The sequence below is a fragment of the Methylophilus sp. DW102 genome (assembly GCF_037076555.1).
Classification (GTDB): domain Bacteria; phylum Pseudomonadota; class Gammaproteobacteria; order Burkholderiales; family Methylophilaceae; genus Methylophilus; species Methylophilus glucosoxydans.
Window position 1 is genome coordinate 1,579,791 of record NZ_AP029023.1, and the last position, 23,826, is coordinate 1,603,616.

Here is a 23,826-nt window from a genome sequence, read left to right on the forward strand (position 1 = left end):
ATGGTCAATGCTAATCAGGATAAAGCTGGGATTTACCGGTTTATTCCTCACAGTACTATACGCGAATGGCGCGTTCACTGTTAGTTGCAAGATGTTGTAGCACCAGACGAGGCAAGTCTTTTAAATGCCCGACTTCGTGAACACCACCATGCGCAACCGCTTCGCGTGGCATACCATACACCACACAGCTTTCTTCGTTTTGGGCAAAATTGAAAGAGCCGGCATTCTTCATGCGCAACATACCCGCGGCGCCATCTTTGCCCATGCCCGTTAAAATGATCCCGACGGCGTTTTTACCGGCGTTTGTAGCCGCTGAATCAAACAATACATCGACTGATGGCTTATGTCTATTCACCGGCTCGGCATCAGATAAACGGGTGACATAGTTGGCGCCACTTCTGGCGAGCAGTAAATGCTGATCCCCTGGCGCGATATAGGCATGGCCAGGCAATACACGCTCACCATCTTCGGCTTCCTTGACGGCAATTTTGCACAGACTGTCCAGGCGACTAGCAAAGGACTTGGTGAAGCCTGCAGGCATGTGTTGGGTAATTAAAATGCCGGGGCAATCAGACGGCATCTGCATTAAAAAGGACTTGATCGCTTCGGTGCCGCCAGTAGAGGCGCCAATAATCAGCAGTTTTTCACTACTGATGAGCGGATTGCGGATGGGACTTTGTTGCATCTGCGTATTAGACGCTTTGGCAATACTTTGCAAGGTGCTGATTTTTGCCCTGGCAGCAACACGGATCTTGTCAGTAATCTCGGCGGCATACTGCTGCATGCCCTGGGTAATGCCCATTTTGGGTTTGGTAACAAAGTCGGTGGCACCCAGTTCCAGTGCACGCAAAGTGATTTCAGAGCCTTTTTCTGTCAGCGTAGATACCATAAGCACGGGCATCGGACGCAAACGCATCAGTTTTTCTAAAAAATCCAGACCGTCCATGCGTGGCATCTCTACATCCAGCGTGAGTACATCCGGATTCAACTGCTTGATCATCTCGCGCGCGACCAGCGGATCCGGTGCGGTTCCAACCACTTCCAGATCCTTGGTGTCGTTAATGATTTCGCTCAACAAACTGCGTATCAATGCCGAGTCGTCAATCACCAGCACTTTTGTTTTCATGGCATAACCCCTTGTTTTAATTATTATTAGAACAAATCGATATCTCCACCCACATCGTTGGTTTGCAGCTTGCTGGAGTAAGCTTGCTCGCGCTTGACCAAGGTGTAGTTGTTCAATTGTTTCAGCTTTTTAACCAGTACTTTACCGGTTTTGGGAAAGAAATAAACCTTGCGGGGATAAATATCCAGCAAATCTTCGCCGGTGACTTTAATCCCTTCTTCTTTCAGATACTTTTTGACAAACGCAGCATTGCGATCACCCACGTTATTGGTGGTAAAGCTGCGCAAGACGTTGCCGCCCCCAAAAATTTTAGCTTCGAGGTTTTCGCGCTTGGCGCCGTTACGCAACAGCTGGTTGATCAAGACTTCCATGGCATAAGTGCCATAGCGCATCGACTCAGAAATCGGGCTGTCCTTGTCTGCACTGCCCCCCTCGGGCAACATGAAATGGTTCATGCCACCAATGCCGGTACGGCTGTCACGGATACAGGCAGAAACACAGGACCCAAGCACGGTGACAATCAACATGTCCTTGTCTGTGTAGTAATACTCCCCTGGTGAAATTTTGGCAGCATTGCAATTAAATGTTCTGTCAAAATACAGGGTGTTAGAAATTTCTTCTTGCATGACACTCATAGCGATTTCCGATGCGTAAAGAGGCTGGAACGTGCCGCGCCACTGGTTTTTAATTTATAGACGGTTTTTCCCAACAGTTGCAGGTGGTCGGACACATACAAAAAGTTTTCTGAATGGCCTGCCAATAACAAACTGTCTTCATGCATGAGGTTGACAAATTTTTCAATGATTTTGCCTTGTGTCGGCTTGTCAAAATAGATCATGACATTGCGGCAAAAAATCACATCAAAGCCATCATGAAATGGCCATTGTGCATCCAGTAAATTCAATTGGTGAAAATGAATCAGGTCACGGGCGGCTTTTTTGACACGGACCAGGCCGTCATGCTTGCCTGTGCCACGTTCAAAAAATTTGCGTACACGACCGTCATCCATTTTCTTGACCCGGTCTAGCGGGTACACGCCTGCACTCGCCGTCGCCAGCACATTTGTATCAATGTCTGTGGCAACAATTTCTACAGGCGGTTTCAAGCTATTAAACGCTTCGCAAGCGGTGATCGCAATCGAATAAGGCTCTTCGCCTGTCGATGCCGCAGAACACCAGATACGTAGCGGTTTTCCTCGCCGGTTGGCTGACAGCTTCACCAGATGTTCGGCCAAAATCGGAAAATGATGTTCTTCCCGAAAAAACGAGGTCAAATTAGTGGTTAGCGCATTGGTAAATGCCTGCCACTCATCCGCATTGTTCTGCTGCTCGAGCGTGTCCAGATAGTGTTTGAAACTATTCATGTCCAGCGCGCGCAAACGCCTACCGATTCGGCTGTAGACCATATCGGTCTTTGCATCGGATAATGAAATGCCTGCATGGCGATAAATCAGACTTTTAATTCTGACGAAATCATCGCGCGTAAACAAAAACTCGCGATCTTCTTGCTCTTGTTTTTTTAATGCACTCACTTCGTTATCCTATGCAAATCCGCGGGCATACACTGCCAGAATTAAGCGCGTGTCGTGTTGATACGCTCTCTCATTTGTGAAATGGCCAAATCAACTTGCTGATTATCTTTAACTTGGGTTTCATAGCTGCTTTTTGCGTGCTTGCTGCGCTCTTGCATTTGAGAAATTGCTAAGGCAGCAGCTTTGTCTTCAGCACGACGGTTTTGTGCTTCCGGGGTTTGTGCAGCAAATGGATGCAACGCTTCCTTGTACTGCTTCACAACGTCAGCAGCTTTAGGCTCACGCGCAACGGCGGCTTTAATCGCCATTTTTGTTGCACGGTAGTTCCAGTCCTGGATACGGTCATCCATGTCAGCTTTGCTGTCGATGAATACACCAACACAGATAAATACATCATCTGCCTCTTCCAGCGGGATCGTGCCGTCAGCGACGCAATCCATTACAGCCATCGCTACACCACGTTGTGCCGGGCCAAACATTTGTGTTGCCTGACGTCCATCTTTAATGGTCACCTTGTTAAACATTACGGTGTTTGGTTTTACCATCATGTTTGGCGCTGCAATCGCCAACAAACCGTTTACGCCTTGTTTTTGGTCGGTGAGCGTACGACAAAATGCGTCTTCTGCAGCGCTACCGCGTGGACCCATAATCAAGTCAATGTGGGCCACATTTTTCAAATCCAAACCACCTTCTGGACGCTCTTCGATGACTAAACCTTCGCCAATCAATACTCGATCAATCACTGCCATTTTTAACTCCTGATATAAAAAGTACTACTTTATTAAAGGGCGTTCGCTACCCTGCCCTAACCGTTGCTGACCTGACGATAATCATCGTCCCAGTCTGCATTTCCTGCGCGATGGCTGGACGCTTTTGCCTGTCCATCCACAATAAATACCCCTACTGCACTAGCCAACTCGTTGGCGTGATCCATCAGGGATTCTGCAGCCGCAGCAGCCTCTTCAACCAAAGCGGTGTTTTGCTGCGTCACATCATCCATGCGGATCACCGCATCGTTGACCATGGCGATGCCGGCACTTTGTTCATTCGATGCCGATGCAATTTCACCAATAATCACACTGACCCGTTTCACGGAATCCACGATTTCATGCATCGTGTTTCCAGCTTCCTGCACCTGACGGCTACCTTCTGCTGTTTTGTTCACGGAGTCAGTAATCAATTCTTTAATTTCACGTGCGGCTACGGATGAGCGTTGCGCCAGGCTACCCACCTCGGCCGCCACCACTGCAAAACCACGCCCCTGCTCACCAGCCCGGGCTGCTTCTACCGCTGCATTAAGCGCCAGAATGTTGGTCTGGAAGGCAATGCCGTCGATCACGGAAATAATGTCTTCAATCTTGCGGGCACTCTCATTGATATCACTCATGGTGGCCACCACCGCACCGACGACCTCGCCACCCTTGACGGCAACTTGTGAGGCCTGTGCAGCTAAATTATTCGCCTGCTTGGCGTTTTCGGCATTCTGTTTCACGGTCGATGCGAGCTCGTCCATACTGGAAGCTGTTTTTTCCAGATTGGCCGCTTGGTCCTCAGTACGGCGACTCAAGTCAGCATTGCCCTGGGCAATTTCCTTGGCAGCAATATTGATAGATTCCGCTGCGGTCTTCACCGTCAACACTGGCTCTACAATCATGTCCAGCGTATTGTTCATGCCTTGCACAATCTTGCGATAATCGCCTGGGTGTCTGTCTGCATTGGCGCGGACGGTGACACGGCCCTCTTTGGCGGCTTCAGCAAGCATTTGGGCGTCTGCATTCAAGGCTTTCAGGTTGCTGCGCACTTGCTCTATGGTTTGATTGATTTTTGCCTTGAGGCCTGGGAACTGCTCCAGCGGTGCATCAAAATTACCATCACCAAACGCTTGTACGCAGGCCATGGCTTTTTGATTCAACTCGATATGTCCAGCCACGATATTGTTGATACTTTCAGCCAATAATGAGAACTGGCCTTTGAACATGTCTGCACGCAGGGTCATATCAATATTGCCTTTTTCGTGCTCGGCATTGACCCAGTTTACAGAGTCTACAATCCCTTTCAGGTTGCCGCGGATACGATCTACGCTCTTGTTCATGGCGGCTTTCTTGCCTGGCATGGCTTCCAGTTGCGCCGTCAGGTCACCCCGGCCAATACTGTCCATGACTGCAATAAAGCGCTCGGTTTCGGTCACATAGCCATGAATCATGCGATTCAAAACGTCAGCCACCACTTTAAAATCACCCTGTAATTGACCGCTATTCAAACGCGCATCCGTTTCACCTTCGGCATGGTTTTTAGCCATTGCTGTCAGATCCTGAATCAATGCCTGTACGTTAGATTTGAGGCCATCGAAGCCTTGATTGAAGGCATGCAAATGTTCTGGCAAGCGTTCAAGCTGCGTATTCAGCTCACCACGACCCAGCGCCTCAACGGCGCGGCCGGCTTTTTCCATACTGGCCACATGCATGTTTAACAGATGGTTCACGCTTGCGGCAGACTGGCTCAGCTCCCCTGCAAACGCAGTCACATCCAGTTGCGCGTTAAGGTTGCCTTTGGCATGCTCGGCTTCTATCAGCGCCAATTGCTGTTTGAAGTTTGCAAAACCGGCTTTTGACTGATTGATTGCATCTGCCACCGAGGCTGTGGCTGCGCTTGTCTGCACAGCAAAATCACCCTGCGCTAGAGATTGTGCGGCTTGCAGTGTTTGCAAGGGCTCGCCACCTACCACGTGCTTCACTGAAGCGGTCAGACCGCATGCCATGAATATGGCCAACAGCGTTAATCCCGCATGAAGCATGAAACCCATACCTGAACCGGTATTTAAAACCAGTGGTGCCAACAGACTGCATACCAGCACGCCCAGTATCATCGTCAGTTGTAATGAAAGCTTAGTACGAGAAAGTCTTCCCGCAAGCGCACCCCATTGATCAGCGAACATGCGTTTCACTCCTTTTTTCCAGATCCAGATAATTTATTATTTGGTCTATTTATCGACCTATGTCAGCGATTATTCAGCATGCAAGCCACTTTTGAATTGCATGTAAAAAGGGGAAATTTGGTTCTTTTGCGGTAATTGCCCCCCTAAAGAAATTCTTATCGTCGTAATTACTTACCTGGCAGGGTGGTTTTGATCATGGGGATTATTCGAGCCATTTAGCCTTTGCAGCAGCAAACAGGGGGATTTAAGCCCTATGTGCTGCTACAGAAAGCAATTTGGCGCTTAAAAACTTTCCCAGCTATGATCGTGCGTGCCCGTTTTGAGCAACTTGCCCGGATCACCAGCGCCACGGCTTGGGCTGACTTTATGTTTATGCATGGCAGTCAGGTTGACTGCATGTTTTATCTCAGACACGCGGTGCGTGTTTGCGTGCGCACTGGAAAACCCGCCAGCGGCCACGCCCTCCAGTTTAAACTGACTAATCGCATCGGCTAATTGATTGGCCTGATCGACCAGCGATTCAGCCGCAGCAGCAGCCTCTTCAACCAGTGCAGCGTTCTGCTGGGTGGTTTCATCCATGCTGGTCACTGCCTGGTTCACCTGGTCAATGCCGGTGGTCTGCTCGGTAGATGCGGCTGAGATTTCACTGATGATATCGGCCACACGCTGGACTGAGGAAACCACTTCTTCCATGGTGTTACCAGCATTCTCAACCAGCTTGGTGCCTTCGGTGGTCTTGTTCACAGAGTCGGTAATCAATTCCTTGATCTCTTTTGCCGCACTGGCTGAGCGTTGCGCCAGGTTACGTACTTCACCCGCGACCACCGCAAAGCCTCTGCCCTGCTCACCTGCACGCGCTGCTTCTACCGCTGCGTTCAGCGCCAGGATGTTGGTCTGGAAGGCAATGCCGTCGATCACCGAAATAATGTCTTCGATCTTCTTGGCACTTTCGTTGATCGCACTCATGGTGGCAACCACTTCGTTAACAACCTGGCCGCCTTTGACGGCAACGCCTGAGGCGGTCAGCGCCAGCTGGTTGGCCTGTTTGGCGTTGTCAGCGTTCTGTTTCACGGTCGAAGCCAGTTGTTCCATGCTGGCGGCAGTCTCTTCCAGGCTGGAGGCTTGCTGCTCGGTACGCGCAGACAGGTCTGAGTTACCGCTGGAGATTTCATTGGCAGCCGTGGTGATGGTTTCGACGGCTTCGGTCACTGCAATGATCGGTTCTACGATCATGTCCAGCGTGTTGTTCACGCCTGCAATGATCTTGCGGAAGTCGCCATTGTGTTTGTCGACATCAGCACGCACGGTGATGCGTCCTTCTTTTGCGGCTTCGGCCAGTTGGTTGGCGTCATTAACGAGCAGGTTGACCGCTTCAATACAAGTATTGAGGTTGTTCTTGAGCTCGTTAAAGTCGCCATTGTAATGGTCGGTAATGCGCTCAGGAATATCGCCTTTGGAAATGCGGTCTACGTAGTTCGCAGCCACGTTCAATGGTCCAATCACGGAATCCAGGGTGTTGTTGACGCCTTCGACGATCTTGCGGAAGTCGCCATTGTGTTTGCTGGCATCGGCACGGGTGGTGAGTCTGCCATCGACCGCGGCTTGTGACAGCATGTCGGCATCGCTAATCAGCGCATTGACGGCGTCTATACACTGGTTGAGGTTGTCTTTAATGGTGTTGAAGTCACCATTGTAGTGGTCGGTAATCTTGGCCGGGATATTGCCCTTGGAGATATCGGACACATATTGGGCCGCCACGTTGAGAGGATCGATCACCGCATCCAGCGTCTCGTTCACGCCCTGGACAATCTTGCGGAAGTCACCTTGGTGCTTGCTCGCATCCGCACGGGTGGATAAACGCCCTTCTACCGCTGCGTGCACCAATTCTTCAGTGTCATACACCATACTATTAATGGTCTCTATACACTGGTTCAGGTTGTTTTTAATGGCGTTAAAATCGCCTTTATAGTCAGCCGTAATTTTTTCTGGAATTTCACCTTTGGCGATCTGTTCCACATAGCTCGCAGCCACACCCAAGGGCGTTACAACCGCATCCAGTGTCTCGTTTATCCCCTCAACCACTTTGCGGAAATCGCCTTGATGCGGCTGAATGTCTGCCCGTGTAGAGAGATTACCTTGTACCGCAGATTGTGCTAGGCCATGGGTATCATGAATGAGTAACTTAATCGACTTGACCATGCTTTGCATGGCCGTCATTAACTGGCCGGTTTCATCCTGGCTATGCACCTCAATCACGACATCTGTTCTACCTAGTGATAAGTCCTGTGCAACCTGGGCGGCCTCACGTATGGGTTTTGCAATTTTTGCGGCTGAAAACCAGATGACCGCAATCCCGGTTGCCGTCACCATCAAGCCTAACAATAACTGCCATAAAGCGGCTTGATTCGCACCGCTAGACAATCGTTGATCAAGCGCTTGCGCTTCTGCCAGCACGACGGCGGTTGGTACTTTAATCAGGACAGACCAAGGTTTGCCAGTGCGGCCCAACATAATGGGGGCGAGCGCCATCATTTGACCGGCTTGCTGGTCAATCGCGGCTAAATCATGACCAGACTGGATCTCTTGGAGATACTTTGCGCTACTGTCGCCCACAATTTTGCCAAAGGGCTGGCCAATCAAGCCTGGATTACGGCTATCGGCCACGATAAGCCCCATATTACTGACGATAACCACTTCGCCCTTGCCGTCAAACAGATTCTTGCTGGCACCTTCAGCGGTTTTTTGCACAAAGTCCAGATTGTAGTCAGTCCCGGCGACCCCATAAAACTTGCCGTTCTTGATAATGGGCACCGACAGCGTGGTCAGCCATACAGATTTGCCCTGCACAATATAAGGAAATGGGTCCAATACACTTTCGGTATGGTTTGTTTTGGGGCCAAGATACCAGCCGCCTTTCATGACACCATTGGGGTGCTTGTCCAGCGTGTCATACTCCACCAGTGGTTGCACCGCAATCCGTCCGCTTTCATCACGGTTCCAATAGGGCGTAAAACGGCCGGTGAGGCTATTGTTGCCATCCCTGCCCGTTTTAAAAGTGTCATCTTTACCATCAAGCGCATCCGGCTCCCAACAACTATAAGTGCCATTGAACTCTGGGTTTTGTTTCAGCACATTGAGCAAGATAGCATTAATCTGGTCACGCCCCAGTGCCACGGAACCCTCTTTACTCAACACAAAAGTATTTGCCATCGTGCGTGCCGCATCCAGTGCGACATCAAACTTGGCCTGGATTTTTCCTGCTTCAGAGCCAGCCAGATTCTTCAAGCTGTTTTTGGTGCCTTCGTTGACTAACAACGATACGTTTTCAGACACCAGTTGCTGATTGTTTTTAGCTGAGAGATAAGAGGATCCGACGAGAATGCTGCCGCTGACCAGAATGGACAGCCCTGCCATCAGGACGATTTTGCCCTGAATAGATTGAAAGCGCTGAGACAACTGCATATTGACTTCCTTTGCATAAAAATAAATAGGGGGCGTGCATTGCTGACACACTGCTCTTCCGAGTTATTTCTAGCTTGAAGTCAATCGATGACCGTAAAGCCAATTTTTATATGAATAATAAAATCCGTTTATAAGATTTTTTATTCACTGTTTATGTAATCATTATCCCGCTAAAGATAAAGATCCAAATTGAATGTAAAACGTATTTTTATGGTTCTGTTTAAAGTCATTCAGGCATGAGGTTTTTCAAACCCTGTCCAATAATGTGCAGACACAAAAAAACGGCTGCCGAAGCAGCCGTTTCTGAAGATGACTTAGGTCAAAACTCTTCCCAATCCGAATTATCCGTGCCGGTTTTGGCACTGACCCTAGGTGGACTGGCCGTCGCTTGAGCACGCTGGGGTTTATCCACATAGCCGGAGGGGGCTGGAACCGGTCGTCCCGAGCCATGCTGGGGCATGGTTCGCGGTGTTGAAGAAACACTCCCTTTGGCTTGAGACTTAGGTGAGGCGGTAAAGCCTGATCCCGCGCCCCTCTCCAGCTTGAACTGGCTGACCACATCCGCCAGCTGGTTGGCCTGATCGACCAGGGATTCTGCCGCAGCGGCCGCTTCTTCAACCAAGGCTGCATTCTGTTGCGTGGTTTCATCCATGCTGGTCACTGCCTGGTTTACCTGATCAATGCCGGTGGTTTGCTCAATAGAGGCAGCAGAGATTTCACTGATAATGTCAGCCACGCGTTGCACAGAGGAGACCACCTCGTCCATCGTGCTACCGGCATTTTCGACCAGCTTGGTGCCTTCAGTGGTTTTATTCACAGAGTCTGCAATCAGCTCTTTAATCTCTTTCGCAGCACTGGCTGAACGCTGGGCCAGGTTACGCACCTCACCTGCGACCACGGCGAAGCCTCTACCCTGTTCCCCTGCTCGCGCGGCTTCTACCGCTGCGTTCAAGGCCAGGATGTTGGTCTGGAAGGCAATGCCGTCAATGACCGAAATAATGTCTTCGATCTTCTTGGCACTTTCGTTAATCGCACTCATGGTGGCAACCACTTCATTCACCACCTGGCCACCTTTAACCGCGACACCAGAGGCTGTCAGTGCCAGCTGGTTAGCTTGTTTGGCGTTGTCGGCATTCTGTTTAACCGTGGATGCCAACTCCTCCATACTTGCCGCCGTTTGCTCCAGGCTGGAAGCCTGTTGTTCGGTACGGGCTGAAAGATCAGCATTACCGCTGGAAATTTCATTGGCCGCAGTGGTGATGGTTTCGACGGCTTCAGTCACCGCAATGATCGGCTCTACAATCATGTCCAGGGTGTGGTTAACGCCTTCAACAATTTTGCGGAAATCGCCCTTATGCTGGCTGGCGTCGGCCCGTACAGAAATACGGCCTTCGCCTGCCGCTTCGGTTAAGCCATTGATGTCACCAATCAACCCTTTCAGGTTTGCGCGAACTTGCTCAACCTTGTCGTTGATCTCGCCTTTTTTACCTGGCCAGCGCTGAAGCGGAATGTCGAAGTTACCTTCGCCAAAGCCCTTCACCACCTGCATGGATTGCTGGTTCATTTCCAACAAGCCAGTCACCATGTTGTTGACAGACTTGGCCAGCGTACTGAAATCGCCTCTAAACATGTCATCACGTAGCAAGGCATCAATTTCACCTTGCTCATGCGCATTACTGACCCAGTTCACCGAATCAATCAAGCCTTTGAGGTTGCCGCCAATTTTCTTGACGCTCTTGTTGATAAACGCTTTTTCGCCGGGGAATTCCTTGATGGTGGCGGAGAAATTACCTTCACCAAATTGCAAAATACAATCGGTCACGGTTTTATTTTCTTCGATATACTCCTGCACCATGCCGTTCACACCTTCAGCCAAGGCGCTGAAGTGGCCATTATATTTGGCAGGATCAATAAAATAGCTGATATTGCCCTGGCGATGCGCAGCAGACATCTGGTTTAAATCGGAAATGATATTGGTCAAATTGGCTCTGACTTGCTCAATATCGCGGTTGATCTCGGCTTTTTTCCCTTTGAATGTCTCAAGCGGAATGCCAAAGTCGCCATTTCCAAAGCCGTTGATTACAGCCATCACCTTGCGGGTCGAGGCATGTTGATCATCCAGCATTTGATTGACCCCTTCGGCCATGTCTTTAAACATACCTTGATGCTGGGCACTGTGGATACGGCGATCAATCTCACCATTGGCTTGCGCATGCGCGACATCCTTCATTTCGCTGATCACTTTTAGCACATGTTGCCGCATGCGTTGTAGCTGGTAGGCAACACTGCCTTGGTCATGTTCAGCCAGCGGTACGGCAAAGTCAGAATCCCCTTCACCAATTTTTTTGGCAAACTCAGTGAGTTCCAACGGATCTGCACCTAAACGGTTAAGCAGGGATTTAGAGATTGCAATAGCCATCCATCCAGCGATAAGAATGGCAATCCCCAGTGCAATTTGCATCAGTACGGAAAACCCGGAAGCGACAGACTTGGCTTGCGCTGAAGCCGTTTTGTTTAATGCCTCCTGATAATCAATAAACTGGTTAATGGTTTTGAGCCACTCTACAAACAAGGGCTTGGCTTCACGCATTAACAGACTTTTCGCTTGCTCCTCATCACCTGCATGGCGTAATGCAATCACACGCTCAATTACCGGTAATGTTTTGGCTTCGATAGACTTGATGTGCGTGAGAATTTCTTTTTCATCTGCCGTAACAGCCGCATCCTCTTTAAAAATAGCATCCAGCTTGGCCGCACTCTCTTCATAAGCAACCGCCAATCGGCGGATATCACTGATGGACTTGTCCACTTCAGCACTGGATGCCTCCAGGGTCACATCACGTAAACTAATCGCCCGGTCATGCACGCTGCCGCGAAAGTTAATGGCATAGCGCTGCTTAACGCTGTTCACATCATTGATTTCGGTTAGCGTATTGTCGATTTCACGCACACGGTCAATCCCAATAACAGTTAATCCTGCCATCAGCAGAATCATGCTACCAAACCCGACCATCAGGCTTTTCTTTACTCTCATGTTTCCGAACATTTATCCATCCTCAGTATTTGCTTACGCCTATGCCAAATGCTTGTTTAAGATTACAAAAGTCAAAGACATGACTGTCTTCTGACGTGTCTTGCCAACACAAACACTTTTTTCCTTAATACTTTGCTATCTTGCAATTAGTCATCCATCAAGCATCGATTAAAGAAAGGCTTAAAACCTATCCTTTTAATGTCTTTGAAGGGATGTCCTTAAAATGCAAATAGCTCCCAAACCGAGCGCATAAAAAAAGCCGGCTGTTAAACAGCCGGCTTTTTATTTAGACGAATGGTTAGAACTCTTCCCAATCCGAATCGTCAGTGCCTGTTTTGGCGGACGGCCTTGACGTGCTCGGTGGAGATTTTGAAAACTGCGGTTTATCGACATAGCCTGAAGGGGCTGGCACTACTCTGCCCGAACGCGAATCTGCACTTGGTCTTGGCGCTGAATATCCGCCACTACCAGAAGAAGATTTGAGCGTTGCAGTGAACCCTGTGTTGACTTTACCTTCCAGCTTGAACTGGCTAATCACATCAGCCAGCTGGTTGGCCTGATCGACCAGCGATTCAGCCGCAGCAGCCGCTTCTTCAACCAAGGCAGCGTTCTGCTGGGTGGTTTCATCCATGCTGGTCACTGCCTGGTTGACCTGGTCAATGCCGGTGGTCTGCTCGGTAGATGCGGCTGAGATTTCACTGATGATATCGGCCACACGCTGGACTGAGGAAACCACTTCTTCCATGGTGTTACCGGCATTCTCAACCAGCTTGGTGCCTTCGGTGGTCTTGTTCACAGAGTCGGTGATCAATTCCTTGATCTCTTTTGCCGCACTGGCTGAGCGTTGCGCCAGATTACGTACTTCACCCGCGACCACCGCAAAGCCTCTGCCCTGCTCACCTGCACGCGCCGCTTCTACCGCTGCGTTTAGCGCCAGGATGTTGGTCTGGAAGGCAATGCCGTCAATCACCGAAATAATGTCTTCGATCTTCTTGGCACTTTCGTTGATCGCACTCATGGTGGCAACCACTTCGTTCACCACTTGGCCACCTTTGACGGCAACGCCTGAGGCGGTCAGCGCCAGCTGGTTGGCCTGTTTGGCGTTATCAGCGTTCTGTTTCACGGTCGAAGCCAGTTGTTCCATGCTGGCGGCAGTTTCTTCCAGGCTGGAGGCTTGCTGCTCGGTACGTGCAGACAGGTCTGAGTTACCGCTGGAGATTTCATTGGCGGCCGTGGTGATGGTTTCGACGGCTTCGGTCACTGCAATGATCGGTTCTACGATCATGTCCAGCGTGTTGTTCACGCCTGCAATGATCTTGCGGAAGTCGCCATTGTGTTTGTCGACATCAGCACGCACGGTGATGCGTCCTTCTTTTGCGGCTTCGGCCAGTTGGTTGGCGTCATTAACGAGCAGGTTGACCGCTTCAATACAAGTATTGAGGTTGTTCTTGAGCTCGTTAAAGTCGCCATTGTAATGGTCGGTAATGCGCTCAGGAATATCGCCTTTGGAAATGCGGTCTACGTAGTTCGCAGCCACGTTCAATGGTCCAATCACGGAATCCAGGGTGTTGTTGACGCCTTCGACGATCTTGCGGAAGTCGCCATTATGTTTGCTGGCATCGGCACGGGTGGTGAGTCTGCCATCGACCGCGGCTTGTGACAGCATGTCGGCATCGCTAATCAGCGCATTGACGGCGTCTATACACTGGTTGAGGTTGTCTTTAATCGTGTTGAAGTCACCATTGTAGTGGTCGGTAATCTTGGCCGGGATATTGCCCTTGGAGATATCGGACACATATTGGGCCGCCACGTTGAGGGGGTCAATCACCGCATCCAGCGTCTCGTTCACGCCCTGGACAATCTTGCGGAAGTCACCTTGATGCTTGCTGGCATCCGCACGGGTGGACAAACGCCCTTCTACGGCAGCATGCACCAGCTCGTCAGTATCATTGACCAGACGCTTGATATTGGTACGCACTTGCTCAATGGCTTCGTTCACAAAGGCTTTCTTGCCTGGGAATTGCTCCAACGGCATATCCAGATTGCCATCGCCAAACGCTTTCACCACTTCAATCGCACTGCGGTTCATGGCAATATGCCCAGCCACCATTTTATTGATCCCGGCGGCCATTTCTGCGTAGCCGCCTTTAAAGCGGTTTTGATCAACAGTGCAATCAATATCGCCTTCATCATGCTGCTGGCTGACATAGTTCAATGACTGTACCAGGCCATCCAGGGTACGTTGCAGTACACGGATAGAATAAGCAACACTGGTTTTGTCATCTTCAGGCAACACAATCTTCTGGGTCAGATTGCCCTCTACAAAGTTGCGTGCAATGACAGTTAAATCGGCAGGCTCCATACCCAATTGCTTAAACAGGCTGCGTTTGATATAGAAACCAATCGAAACCACGACAGCCAAGGAGAGGCCGGCAATCGCAATCAGCATCAACAATGCATTTTGCTTAACCTTCACCGCTGCAGCAGCGCCTTGTTTAGCAATCTGATTATTGTAGGCACGGTGTTCACGAATCGCTTTCTGAACATGCTCAATCACCGCCTGATTAGCCAGCAACACATCCCTGGCCTCTGTTTTCTTGTTAGAGAGCGAAAGCGTCAGCGCGCTGCTACCTAGCTCATCATAAGACTTGATTGCCTCATAGTCTTTTTGCAGTAACTGCTTGTCTTTATCATCGCTGATCAGACTGTCGTATTTTTTAAGTGCAGCCATCAGATCACCATGCACCTCAGCAACCTGCTTTTCAATCTGCTGCATTTTGACGTTGTCTGTATTCAGCATATGCTGCCAGATCAAGCTATTTAATAGCTCAAACTCAGCGAGCGTGTCATCCAATGCCTCAATGCTGGGTGCCGCATTTTCATTGGCAACGTTAGTGTATTTAAATACACGATCAGTCTGAAAGTAGCTGAGCGTCGCTAGCGTAAATAGCCCCAGCGCTGCAACTGCAATCAGAATATACATTCTCTTCGCAATGGTCATAATTAAAACTCCAAATCCAGATTTTTATTCGCCTTTATCAGACTCTCGTTTATTTTGTAATACTCCAAACATATTTCATGCGCTAATAAACAAGCTTTTTACAGGTCTTTTCCTACTCAAGTTTTCATGTATTTTGCCGGGGCTACCGCTTGGCGATACGCATAAAAAATCCCCCTTTGCAGAGGGGGATTTTCAAAGCAACAAATGCATTACTTCTTGGTTTTTTCAGCTTCAGCAACATCTACCTTTTTCTTCGCTGCTGATGATTCAGCCACTGCGTCACCTTTCATGTGCGCTGCAGTCAATTCCGGGCTGCCCTCTTCAAAACAGACACGGCCCATCATAGACACTTTGCACACTTCAGCCGCAAACAGCGGTGTTGCCAATGTTGATAATGCAATAATACTTAACGTTGTTTTCAAATGTTTTTTCATAAAGTCTCCATCAAATTATTAACCATGGTTTAGGTGGCTTTTCACTACCACTTATTGTTAATAACGACAGACCTTATGATTTCTTTAGTGTTGTTACAAAACAATTACAACTTTATTTTTAGCCATGCGTGCCGGTTCTGCGCATGGCTTGATGCCCCGCTGTAGAACGGCCACTGTCCACTTTAAAATGGCTGATCGCTTGAGCCAAATGATTGGCTTGATCCACCAAGGATTCAGCCGCCGCCGCCGCTTGTTCTACAAGCGCTGCGTTTTGCTGTGTGGTTTCATCCATACTGGTCACCGCTTCGTTGACCTGATCAATCCCCGTGGTCTGCTCAATAGAAGCTGCGGAAATTTCACTGATAATATCGGCGACCCGCTGTACAGAACTGACGACCTCCTGCATGGTGGTCCCTGCATGCTCTACTTGACGGGTACCTTCCGCCGTTTTATTGACAGAGTCCGTAATCAGCTCCTTGATTTCTCGCGCCGCTGTCGAGGAGCGTTGCGCCAAACTGCGCACCTCACCGGCCACCACGGCAAACCCTCTGCCCTGCTCACCTGCACGGGCGGCCTCAACCGCCGCATTTAACGCCAGGATGTTGGTCTGGAAAGCAATCCCATCAATGACTGAGATGATGTCCTCAATCTTCTTGGCGCTTTCATTAATCGCGCTCATGGTTGCGACGACTTCATCCACCACTTCGCCCCCTTTGGCTGCAACACTAGAGGCTGACAGCGCCATCTGATTGGCCTGTTTGGCATTCTCGGCATTTTGTTTAACCGTAGAAGCAAGTTCTTCCATACTGGCCGCCGTTTCTTCAAGGCTGGAGGCTTGCTGTTCGGTACGGGCAGACAGATCAGAGTTACCGCTGGAGATTTCATTGGCTGCGGTCGTGATTGTTTCCACCGCCTCAGTCACCGCACTAATCGGTCCAACAATCAGATCCAGCGTATTGTTGATACCATCAATAATATTACGGTAATCGCCAGGGTGCCGCGCCGCATCCGCACGGACACTGATGCGACCATCTCTGGCGGCCTCGGCTAACATGCTAGTGTCTGTATTTAAGGCTTTCAAATTGGCACGCACCTGCTCGATGGTGTCATTGATAAAGGCTTTTTTGCCTGGGAATCTTTCCAGTGGAGTATCAAAGTTGCCTTCGCCCAGTCCCTGCATGCAGGCCATAGCTTTTTTCTTGACCGCAATGTGGCCGCCCACCATTTGGTTGATGCCACCAGCCATGGTGCGATAAGCGCCATCAAATTTAGTGACATCGATCTCAACATCAATGTCACCTGCATCGTGCTCGGCACTCATGTGGTTCATTTCAGCGATCAGGGTACTCAAGGCATCGATACACTGGTTCAGGTTGTTTTTTAAGGTATTAAAGTCACCCTGATAAGTATCCGTGATTTTTGCCGGGATATGGCCTTTGGAAATGTCTTCAACATATTTGGCGGCGACATTGAGCGGATTAATCAAGGCATCCAGAATCTGGTTAATGCCTTTACCGATTTCAAGCACAAAGCCTTCAGGCAGTTTTGCCAGATCTACACGTTGTCTCAGGTTGCCCGCAGAAGCTTCACGCACCAAGCGGAAGACTTCTTGCTGACCAATGTCTTCAGCGGTTTTATCATCCCACTGCGTCATACGGCCCAGATATTCGCCCTTGGCGGTATACACTGAAACAATGGTCGCTTGAATTTTTTTGCCATAAGCAGCAAATTCAATCACCCGAGGTATCTTGGAAACTTCGGCAAATGCCGCGCGGTAAGCCTCAGGTAAATAACTGGAAATCGCATTCCCAAACATCTTTTCCAAGGTAAACCCTGGCTGTTCTTTGGCAATCTCTTCTACCAGCTGTTGCCAAAGGCTACGGGCCGCAGCATTCATATATTGCAATTGATGTTGACTGTCGCTGTAGGAAAAGGCGGTGGCACTTTGATCCAGCGCGGTTTGCAGACGACCCGCCTCTTCAGCCATTTTCCTAGAATCGTTGACATCAAACCCCACCTTGATTTGCATGGACTTCAGTGTCTTCATCAAACTGCCAAATTCGTCGTTGCCACGCGTATCAATCTTGAGATTCAACTCGCCACCAGCCAAGCCTTCAATCGCATGTGCCATCACAGCCATCGACTTTTTCAGTTTTAGCGAGAAAATGCCGCCAGCCACCAATGCAGCCGCGATCCCCATCCCCATGCCTACCCATGCGCCAGGATCATGACGATAAAAGCCCACTGAAGAAACAACAGCCACCGGGGTCAGCATAGCTGCTGACAGCTTGTAGAAAATCGGCAGGTCATGTACTTTTGCGGCCAGTTTTTCACCCCAGCCAGGTTGCGGGAGGTTGCCGTCACGCATCTGTTGATACAGTTTTTCAGCCTGCTCAATCTGTACGCGGCTCACTTTGTTGCGAACAGACATATACCCTATCACCTTAGCGCCTTCACGGATGGGGGCCACATTCGCTTCTACCCAGTAGTGGTCACCATTTTTACAGCGATTTTTCACCATACCGTTCCAGGGCTTCCCTGCTTTCACCGTCCGCCACAAATCCTCAAACGCCGCTGCTGGCATGTCCGGGTGACGGATAATATTGTGATTTTTACCTATCAGCTCCGCCTCACTGAAGCCGCTGATTTCAATAAACTCACGATTGATATAGGTGATGGCCCCTTTTAAATCCGTCTTGGACACAATAGAGGCATCCTCTTTGAGTTCAATCTCTTTTTGTGTCACGGGCAAGTTGATTTTCATAATCTGATCTCTTTCGATATTTTGTATTTTCACTAGGACGAAATTACAATTTTTACTTCTGCCAGTGAGTTTATTAGATTACGACTGCAACATAGATACCGAAAAAGCATGTGATCGCGTGTTAAATAGCAGATTTGAAAAAAGAAAAAGCCGACTTTACAGTCGGCTTCAATCAGAGTTTGCTAGGTCCTAACAACTCTTCCTCTACTCAATGGATCAATTGTAAGTACCTGTTCGGGATAGAGGTCGTGTGGCTTTGTTTTGAGTTGCTTCATACAGATTGAAATCAGCCACCAGATCAGACAATTGGCTGGCTTGTTCAACTAAAGACTCGGCTGCGGCCGCCGCCTCTTCAACTAACGCTGCATTTTGCTGCGTCACATCGTCCATGCTAGTGATGGCTTGGTTAACACTATCAATTCCTGAGGTTTGTTCAATCGAGGCTTCAGAAATTTCACTGATAATATCGCTGACGCGCTTGACTGACTGCACAATCTCCACCATGGTTTGACCGGCACCTTCGACCAGTTGTGTACCTTCCGTGGTTTTATTGACAGAGTCAGCAATCAGATCCTTGATTTCTCTGGCAGCACTTGCAGAGCGTTGTGCCAGATTACGCACCTCTCCAGCCACAACAGCAAACCCTTTACCTTGTTCGCCAGCACGCGCAGCCTCAACCGCCGCATTCAATGCCAGAATATTAGTTTGGAAGGCAATCCCATCAATCACTGAAATGATATCTTCAATCTTACGCGCGCTTTGACTGATCGCAGTCATGGTATCCACGACCTGATTCACTACTTCCCCACCACGCTCAGCCACTTTGGAAGCCGCCTCTGCCATTCGGTTGGCCTGCAATGCATTCTCAGCATTTTGCTTCACCGTTGCAGCCAGTTGGCTCATACTGGAGGAGGTTTCCTGCAAGCTGTGCGCTTGTCTTTCTGTGCGCGTAGATAAATCAATATTGCCCGTTGAAATTTCATTGGCTGCACTATTGATCGTGGTGGTGGCCTCTTTGACTTGCAACAGAATTTCAGACACACGGTCCATTAAGCGATTGATACCGTTGGACAAACTAAGTATCTGATCCGTTTTACCATGCAAGTCTATGCGTGCGGTCATGTCTCCGTGCTGTGCCGCTTCCAGTAATTGCTCAGTAGATAGCACGGCCTCCATCAAGCCTGTTTCAGCACGTTTCTGCTGAGTAATATCTGTTGCAAACTTCACAACCTTGATGGGTTTCCCATGCTCATCAAGCACAGGGTTATAACTCGCTTGGAGCCAAATTTCCTGGCCGTGTTTATCTATCCGTTTAAACACACCCTGCATGAATTCGCCGCGACCAAGGCGATGCCAAAAGTTTTTATACTCCATTGCATGACGCTCTTCCAGTGGCATAAACATACTGTGATGTTTGCCAATCAGTTCCGCCGCTTGATAACCCACGACTTGCATGAAATTTGCGTTCACTTTAGTAATATGACCATCCAGCGAAAACTCTATCGTTCCTAATGAGCGTTGGATAGCGGTCATTTGCCATTGGTTATCGATATCACGCAGGCGCTGCTCAGTCACATCAATCGCATACTTGACTATTTTGTAGGGCTTGCCATTCAAGTCTAAAATCGGATTGTAGCTGGCTTGCAACCATAGTGGGTTGCCATTCGCCGCGACACGTTGATAAACACCCGCTTGTGTGTTTCCTTGAGCCAGCTTTTGCCAAAATTGCGCATACTCAGTGGATTGTTGAACGTCGCTCGGAACAAACATTTTATGATGCTTGCCCACAACAGCGCTTTTCTGATAACCAACAGTATTTAAGAAGTTATCATTGGCATCCAGAATATTGCCTTGCAGGTCAAACTCAATCACAGCCATGATTTGCCGAATGGCGGACAACTGGCTGGCCAAGTCTAAGTCTCGCGCCTTTTGCTGTGTGATATCAGTAGCAAATTTAATGATCTTCAACGGCTTGCCGTCACTGTCTAAAATAGGATTATAGGTCGCCTGTAACCAGACCTCTTGTCCATTTTTCGCAATGCGTTTGTAGATCCCCGATTTAAACTCACCTCTGGCAAGATCTTGCCAAAATCTGATGTAGTCCGAGGAGCTGGCTTCTGAGTGTGGCATGAAAATGCGATGATGTTTACCAACCACTTCAGCAGCATCGTAACCGGTCACCCGCGCAAAGTTCTGATTCAATGCCAGAATCGTGCCATCCAGCGAAAATTCAATGACTCCAAGCACCCGGTTTAAGGCATCAATTTGGCCCTGGCTCTCAAGCTCACGTGCCTTAAGCGCGGTGATGAGACTAAAGTAGTTGACGATTTTCACCACTTGCCCGTCTTGGTTTTTTAACGGGATAAAGCTGCCTTCAATCCAATCTTCGCGGTTTCCTTTGCTTAAGCGTTTAAATTGGCCCGTCTGAGCCTCTCCATTGCAAAGCTTTTGCCAAAACTGCTTATGCTCTGGCGCATCAAGGTTTCCCAATGGCAGGAACATGCGATGATGCTGACCGAGCACTTCGTCACGCGTATAACCGGTTAAGTCTAAAAATGTTTGATTGGCATCAAGCACGTTCCCATCTAAATCGTACTCGATCATCGCCACGACGCGATGGAGGGCCTCCATCCTGTTCAAGCGTTCTAGATCCAAATCACTGAGTTGAGAATGATGAGATCCAGTCATCCATTGCTTGAGTATGCCTAGCCAGGTTCTCATTGTATTTCTACCTTCAAAATGACAAAGCCCTGCAACAGGACTTTGAAATCACAACTTTTTACCACAGAGGATAACCGCTCAATAAGGAGGCCCACAATTTCAGGCCTTCAATTATTTTTTCTATCATTGCAGGACATCTGATCATGTTGCACCTCCTTGTATTGAGCGCTCACATTAAAACTCTTCCCACTCCTGGTCATCCGTGCCGGTTTTTGCGGCTTTGACTGGCGCATGATTGACCGCAGCTACCGTCGGTTTGGCTTTGCTTACCGCAGGTGCGGCCGCCACTTTGCTTGTCATCGTCGGGCGGCTGACAGCACTGCTTTGGCTCACGCCACGTAATTTAAATCGATTCACGGTATCCATCAGCGTCGCAGCCTGCTCTACCAGCGATTCTGCTGCCGCAGCGGCTTCTTCAACCAAGGCAGCATTCTGCTGTGTGACTTCATCCATGTGATTGACCGCGTCATTCACCTGGTTAATGCCTGAGCTTTGCTCTGCAGACGCCGCGGTGATTTCACTCATGATGTCGGTCACACGTTGTACGGAAGTGACCACCTCATGCATGGTTACACCAGCACTTTCCACCAGTTTGGTGCCTTCAGTGGTTTTGCTGACGGAGTCAGTAATCAGCTCCTTGATCTCTTTGGCAGCACTGGCAGAGCGTTGAGCCAGGTTACGCACCTCACCAGCGACCACGGCAAAGCCTCTACCCTGCTCACCTGCACGGGCAGCCTCAACTGCGGCGTTCAATGCCAAAATGTTGGTCTGGAAGGCAATGCCATCAATGACAGAAATAATGTCCTCAATTTTGCGCGCACTTTCGTTGATCGCGCTCATGGTAGTCACTACATTGCCAACGACATCGCCACCACGAAGCGCCACTTGTGAAGCTGCTTCAGCCATTTGGTTGGCCTGGCGGGCATTTTCGGCGTTCTGTCTAACGGTTGATGCCAGTTCTTCCATGCTGGAAGCTGTCTCTTCCAGATTAGAGGCTTGCTGTTCAGTGCGGCTGGACAAATCATTATTGCCACTGGAAATTTCATGAGCTGCCGTATTAATCGTTTCGCCCGCTTCACGCACACGCAACAAAATATCGCTAAACGTGTCCAGGAGCTGGTTAATGGCTTCCATCGTTTTGACGGCAGAACCTTTTGCACGATTCGCATCCAGTCTTGTAGACAAATCACCATCCACGGCATTTTCAACCACAGATTTCATTTCGTTTTCAAGACGTTTTTCCTCGGTCAAATTGACCCACTCCACCACGCTGCCAATACGTTCGCCTTGCTCATCAATGAGAGGATTTGCAGTGAGTCTGAAAAACATCTCGCCAATCGGTAACTCAGCAACATGCTTGCCCTTCAGGCTTGCCAGTAAATTGCGTTGATGCGCAGGACTTTTGTGGAACAGATCAAAGTTCTGCCCAATCAACTTGTCTGGGTCAAAAGATGGGAAGATGGCTCTGAACGTATCAGCAGCCTCGCGCATTAAGCTCAAGGTTGTTGGATTCATATAGGTAATGACACCATCGTTATCCGCAACCATCAAGTTGTTAGAGGAAGACTCCAACGCTTGCTTGATCATCGAAGCTTCTCTGGACTTTTCTTTTTGCTGTTTGTCTGCCAGCACTGCTTTGGTGATGTCAGTAGCATATTTAACTACTTTCATCGGCTTACCATCTAACCCTAAAATGGGGTTATAAGATGCCTGCACCCATATATCCTTACCATTTTTAGTATAGCGATGATAAACCCCTTCATCGTACTGACCGCTACTTAACTTTTCCCAGAAAACTTTATACTCAGGGCTATTCTTGTAACGCTCACTAACAAAAATGCTATGGTTCTTACCAACCACCTCAGCCAGTGAGTACTCTGTAAGTTTTAGGAAGTTGTCATTGGCATGCAAAATATTGCCTTGGAGGTCAAATTCAATGACTCCCTGTACCTTGTTAATCGCAGCCACCTTACCCTGAAAGTCAATTTCTCGCTGCTTTTCTTCAGTAATACAGTACGAATAGACTTTGACCTTGGCTAATTGGCCGCTCGCATCTGGGATAGGCACATAGCTGGAACTAAACCAGTACTCTTTGCCAGACTTTGCCACTCGGCAGATTTCCAGTTTTGCATTCTGCCCCTTGTTCAATTTTTCCCACATTTGCTTGTACTGATCGCTTTGTGCGGTAGAAGCCTTGAGCAACATGGACACATGCTTGCCGATCACCTCTTCACGGCGAAACTCAAGCGGGGTCAGAAAAACATCATTACATTCGAGAATATGTCCTTGCAAGTCACATTCCATGACACCAAAACATTGGTTTAGTGCGTGCTCTTCCTCTTGCAGGATGATGTTGCGCAGCTTGTCTGCTGTAATGTCTGTCAGGTAAGCAACCACTTTGCGCAGCTGGTTGCCTTGCATCACTGGGGCGTAATACCCTTGAAACCAGACATCCTTGCCCTCTTTGTTGATCAGTTTAAAGCTACCCACTTGCGATTTGCCACTGCCTAAGGCACTCCAGAATTGTTCATATTCTGGTTTTTCTGTATAAACACCAGCCAACAGGGCGCGATGATGCTTGCCGACCAGCTCATTGGCTGCGTATTTTAAAGAGTGGCACAGATTCTCGTTCACATGGCTGATTTCACCCTTGTCATTTAACTCAACAATGGCACGTGCCTTGTTGATTTCTGACTTCAGGGCACTAAATTCAGCCACCTGATTCAACACATTCTGATAGCCCCTTGTGTTTGCTGCCAATTTGTTGATGATTGTAGAAAACATGGTTGTTACCCCTTGCAAAAGATCTCTATGAAAC

12 protein-coding genes are annotated in these 23,826 nt (G+C 49.0%); all 12 read right to left on the reverse strand.

Annotation, left to right across the window (positions count from 1 at the left end):
- Nucleotides 1–55: 55 nt before the first annotated feature.
- The 12 genes from AACH41_RS07305 to AACH41_RS07360 all read right to left on the reverse strand — a co-directional run bounded on the left by AACH41_RS07305 (nt 56) and on the right by AACH41_RS07360 (nt 23,792).
- Nucleotides 56–1,126 (reverse strand): chemotaxis response regulator protein-glutamate methylesterase, encoded by a 1,071-nt coding sequence (locus AACH41_RS07305; protein ID WP_275355195.1) that lies wholly within the window; start codon nt 1,124–1,126, stop codon nt 56–58.
- 26 nt (nt 1,127–1,152) lie between these two features.
- On the reverse strand, nt 1,153–1,761 hold the full coding sequence (cheD, locus tag AACH41_RS07310; protein ID WP_124551641.1) for a chemoreceptor glutamine deamidase CheD: 609 nt from the start codon (nt 1,759–1,761) through the stop codon (nt 1,153–1,155).
- Entirely contained in the window at nt 1,758–2,657 is a 900-nt protein-coding gene (locus AACH41_RS07315; RefSeq protein WP_194746682.1) for a CheR family methyltransferase, read from the reverse strand. The genes cheD and AACH41_RS07315 overlap by 4 nt, the downstream gene beginning before the upstream one ends.
- A 41-nt stretch (nt 2,658–2,698) precedes the next feature.
- Entirely contained in the window at nt 2,699–3,406 is a 708-nt protein-coding gene (fae, locus tag AACH41_RS07320) for a formaldehyde-activating enzyme (RefSeq protein ID WP_313989212.1), read from the reverse strand.
- A gap of 56 nt (nt 3,407–3,462) precedes the next feature.
- Nucleotides 3,463–5,415 carry a methyl-accepting chemotaxis protein gene (locus AACH41_RS07325; protein ID WP_338654071.1) on the reverse strand — a complete coding sequence of 651 codons (1,953 nt, stop codon included), beginning with the start codon at nt 5,413–5,415 and terminating at the stop codon, nt 3,463–3,465.
- Nucleotides 5,416–5,874: 459 nt separating this feature from the next.
- Nucleotides 5,875–9,054, reverse strand: coding sequence for a methyl-accepting chemotaxis protein (locus tag AACH41_RS07330; protein ID WP_338654073.1), 3,180 nt, complete (start codon nt 9,052–9,054; stop codon nt 5,875–5,877).
- Between the two features lie 319 nt (nt 9,055–9,373).
- A complete protein-coding gene (locus tag AACH41_RS07335) occupies nt 9,374–12,088 on the reverse strand; it encodes a methyl-accepting chemotaxis protein (protein ID WP_338654076.1) in 2,715 nt (904 codons plus the stop codon).
- Nucleotides 12,089–12,386: 298 nt separating this feature from the next.
- Nucleotides 12,387–15,089, reverse strand: coding sequence for a methyl-accepting chemotaxis protein (locus tag AACH41_RS07340; protein ID WP_338654079.1), 2,703 nt, complete (start codon nt 15,087–15,089; stop codon nt 12,387–12,389).
- Nucleotides 15,090–15,298: 209 nt separating this feature from the next.
- Nucleotides 15,299–15,523, reverse strand: a complete 225-nt coding sequence (locus AACH41_RS07345; RefSeq protein ID WP_194747579.1) for a hypothetical protein — start codon at nt 15,521–15,523, stop codon at nt 15,299–15,301.
- A gap of 118 nt (nt 15,524–15,641) precedes the next feature.
- Nucleotides 15,642–18,287, reverse strand: coding sequence for a methyl-accepting chemotaxis protein (locus AACH41_RS07350; protein WP_338654084.1), 2,646 nt, complete (start codon nt 18,285–18,287; stop codon nt 15,642–15,644).
- A 216-nt stretch (nt 18,288–18,503) separates the two neighbouring features.
- The gene (locus tag AACH41_RS07355; RefSeq protein WP_338654086.1) at nt 18,504–21,008 is read right to left on the reverse strand and encodes a PAS domain S-box protein; all 2,505 of its coding nucleotides are present in this window, start codon (nt 21,006–21,008) and stop codon (nt 18,504–18,506) included.
- 174 nt (nt 21,009–21,182) lie between these two features.
- A complete protein-coding gene (locus AACH41_RS07360; protein ID WP_338654089.1) occupies nt 21,183–23,792 on the reverse strand; it encodes a methyl-accepting chemotaxis protein in 2,610 nt (869 codons plus the stop codon).
- Between the last annotated feature and the right edge of the window lie 34 nt (nt 23,793–23,826).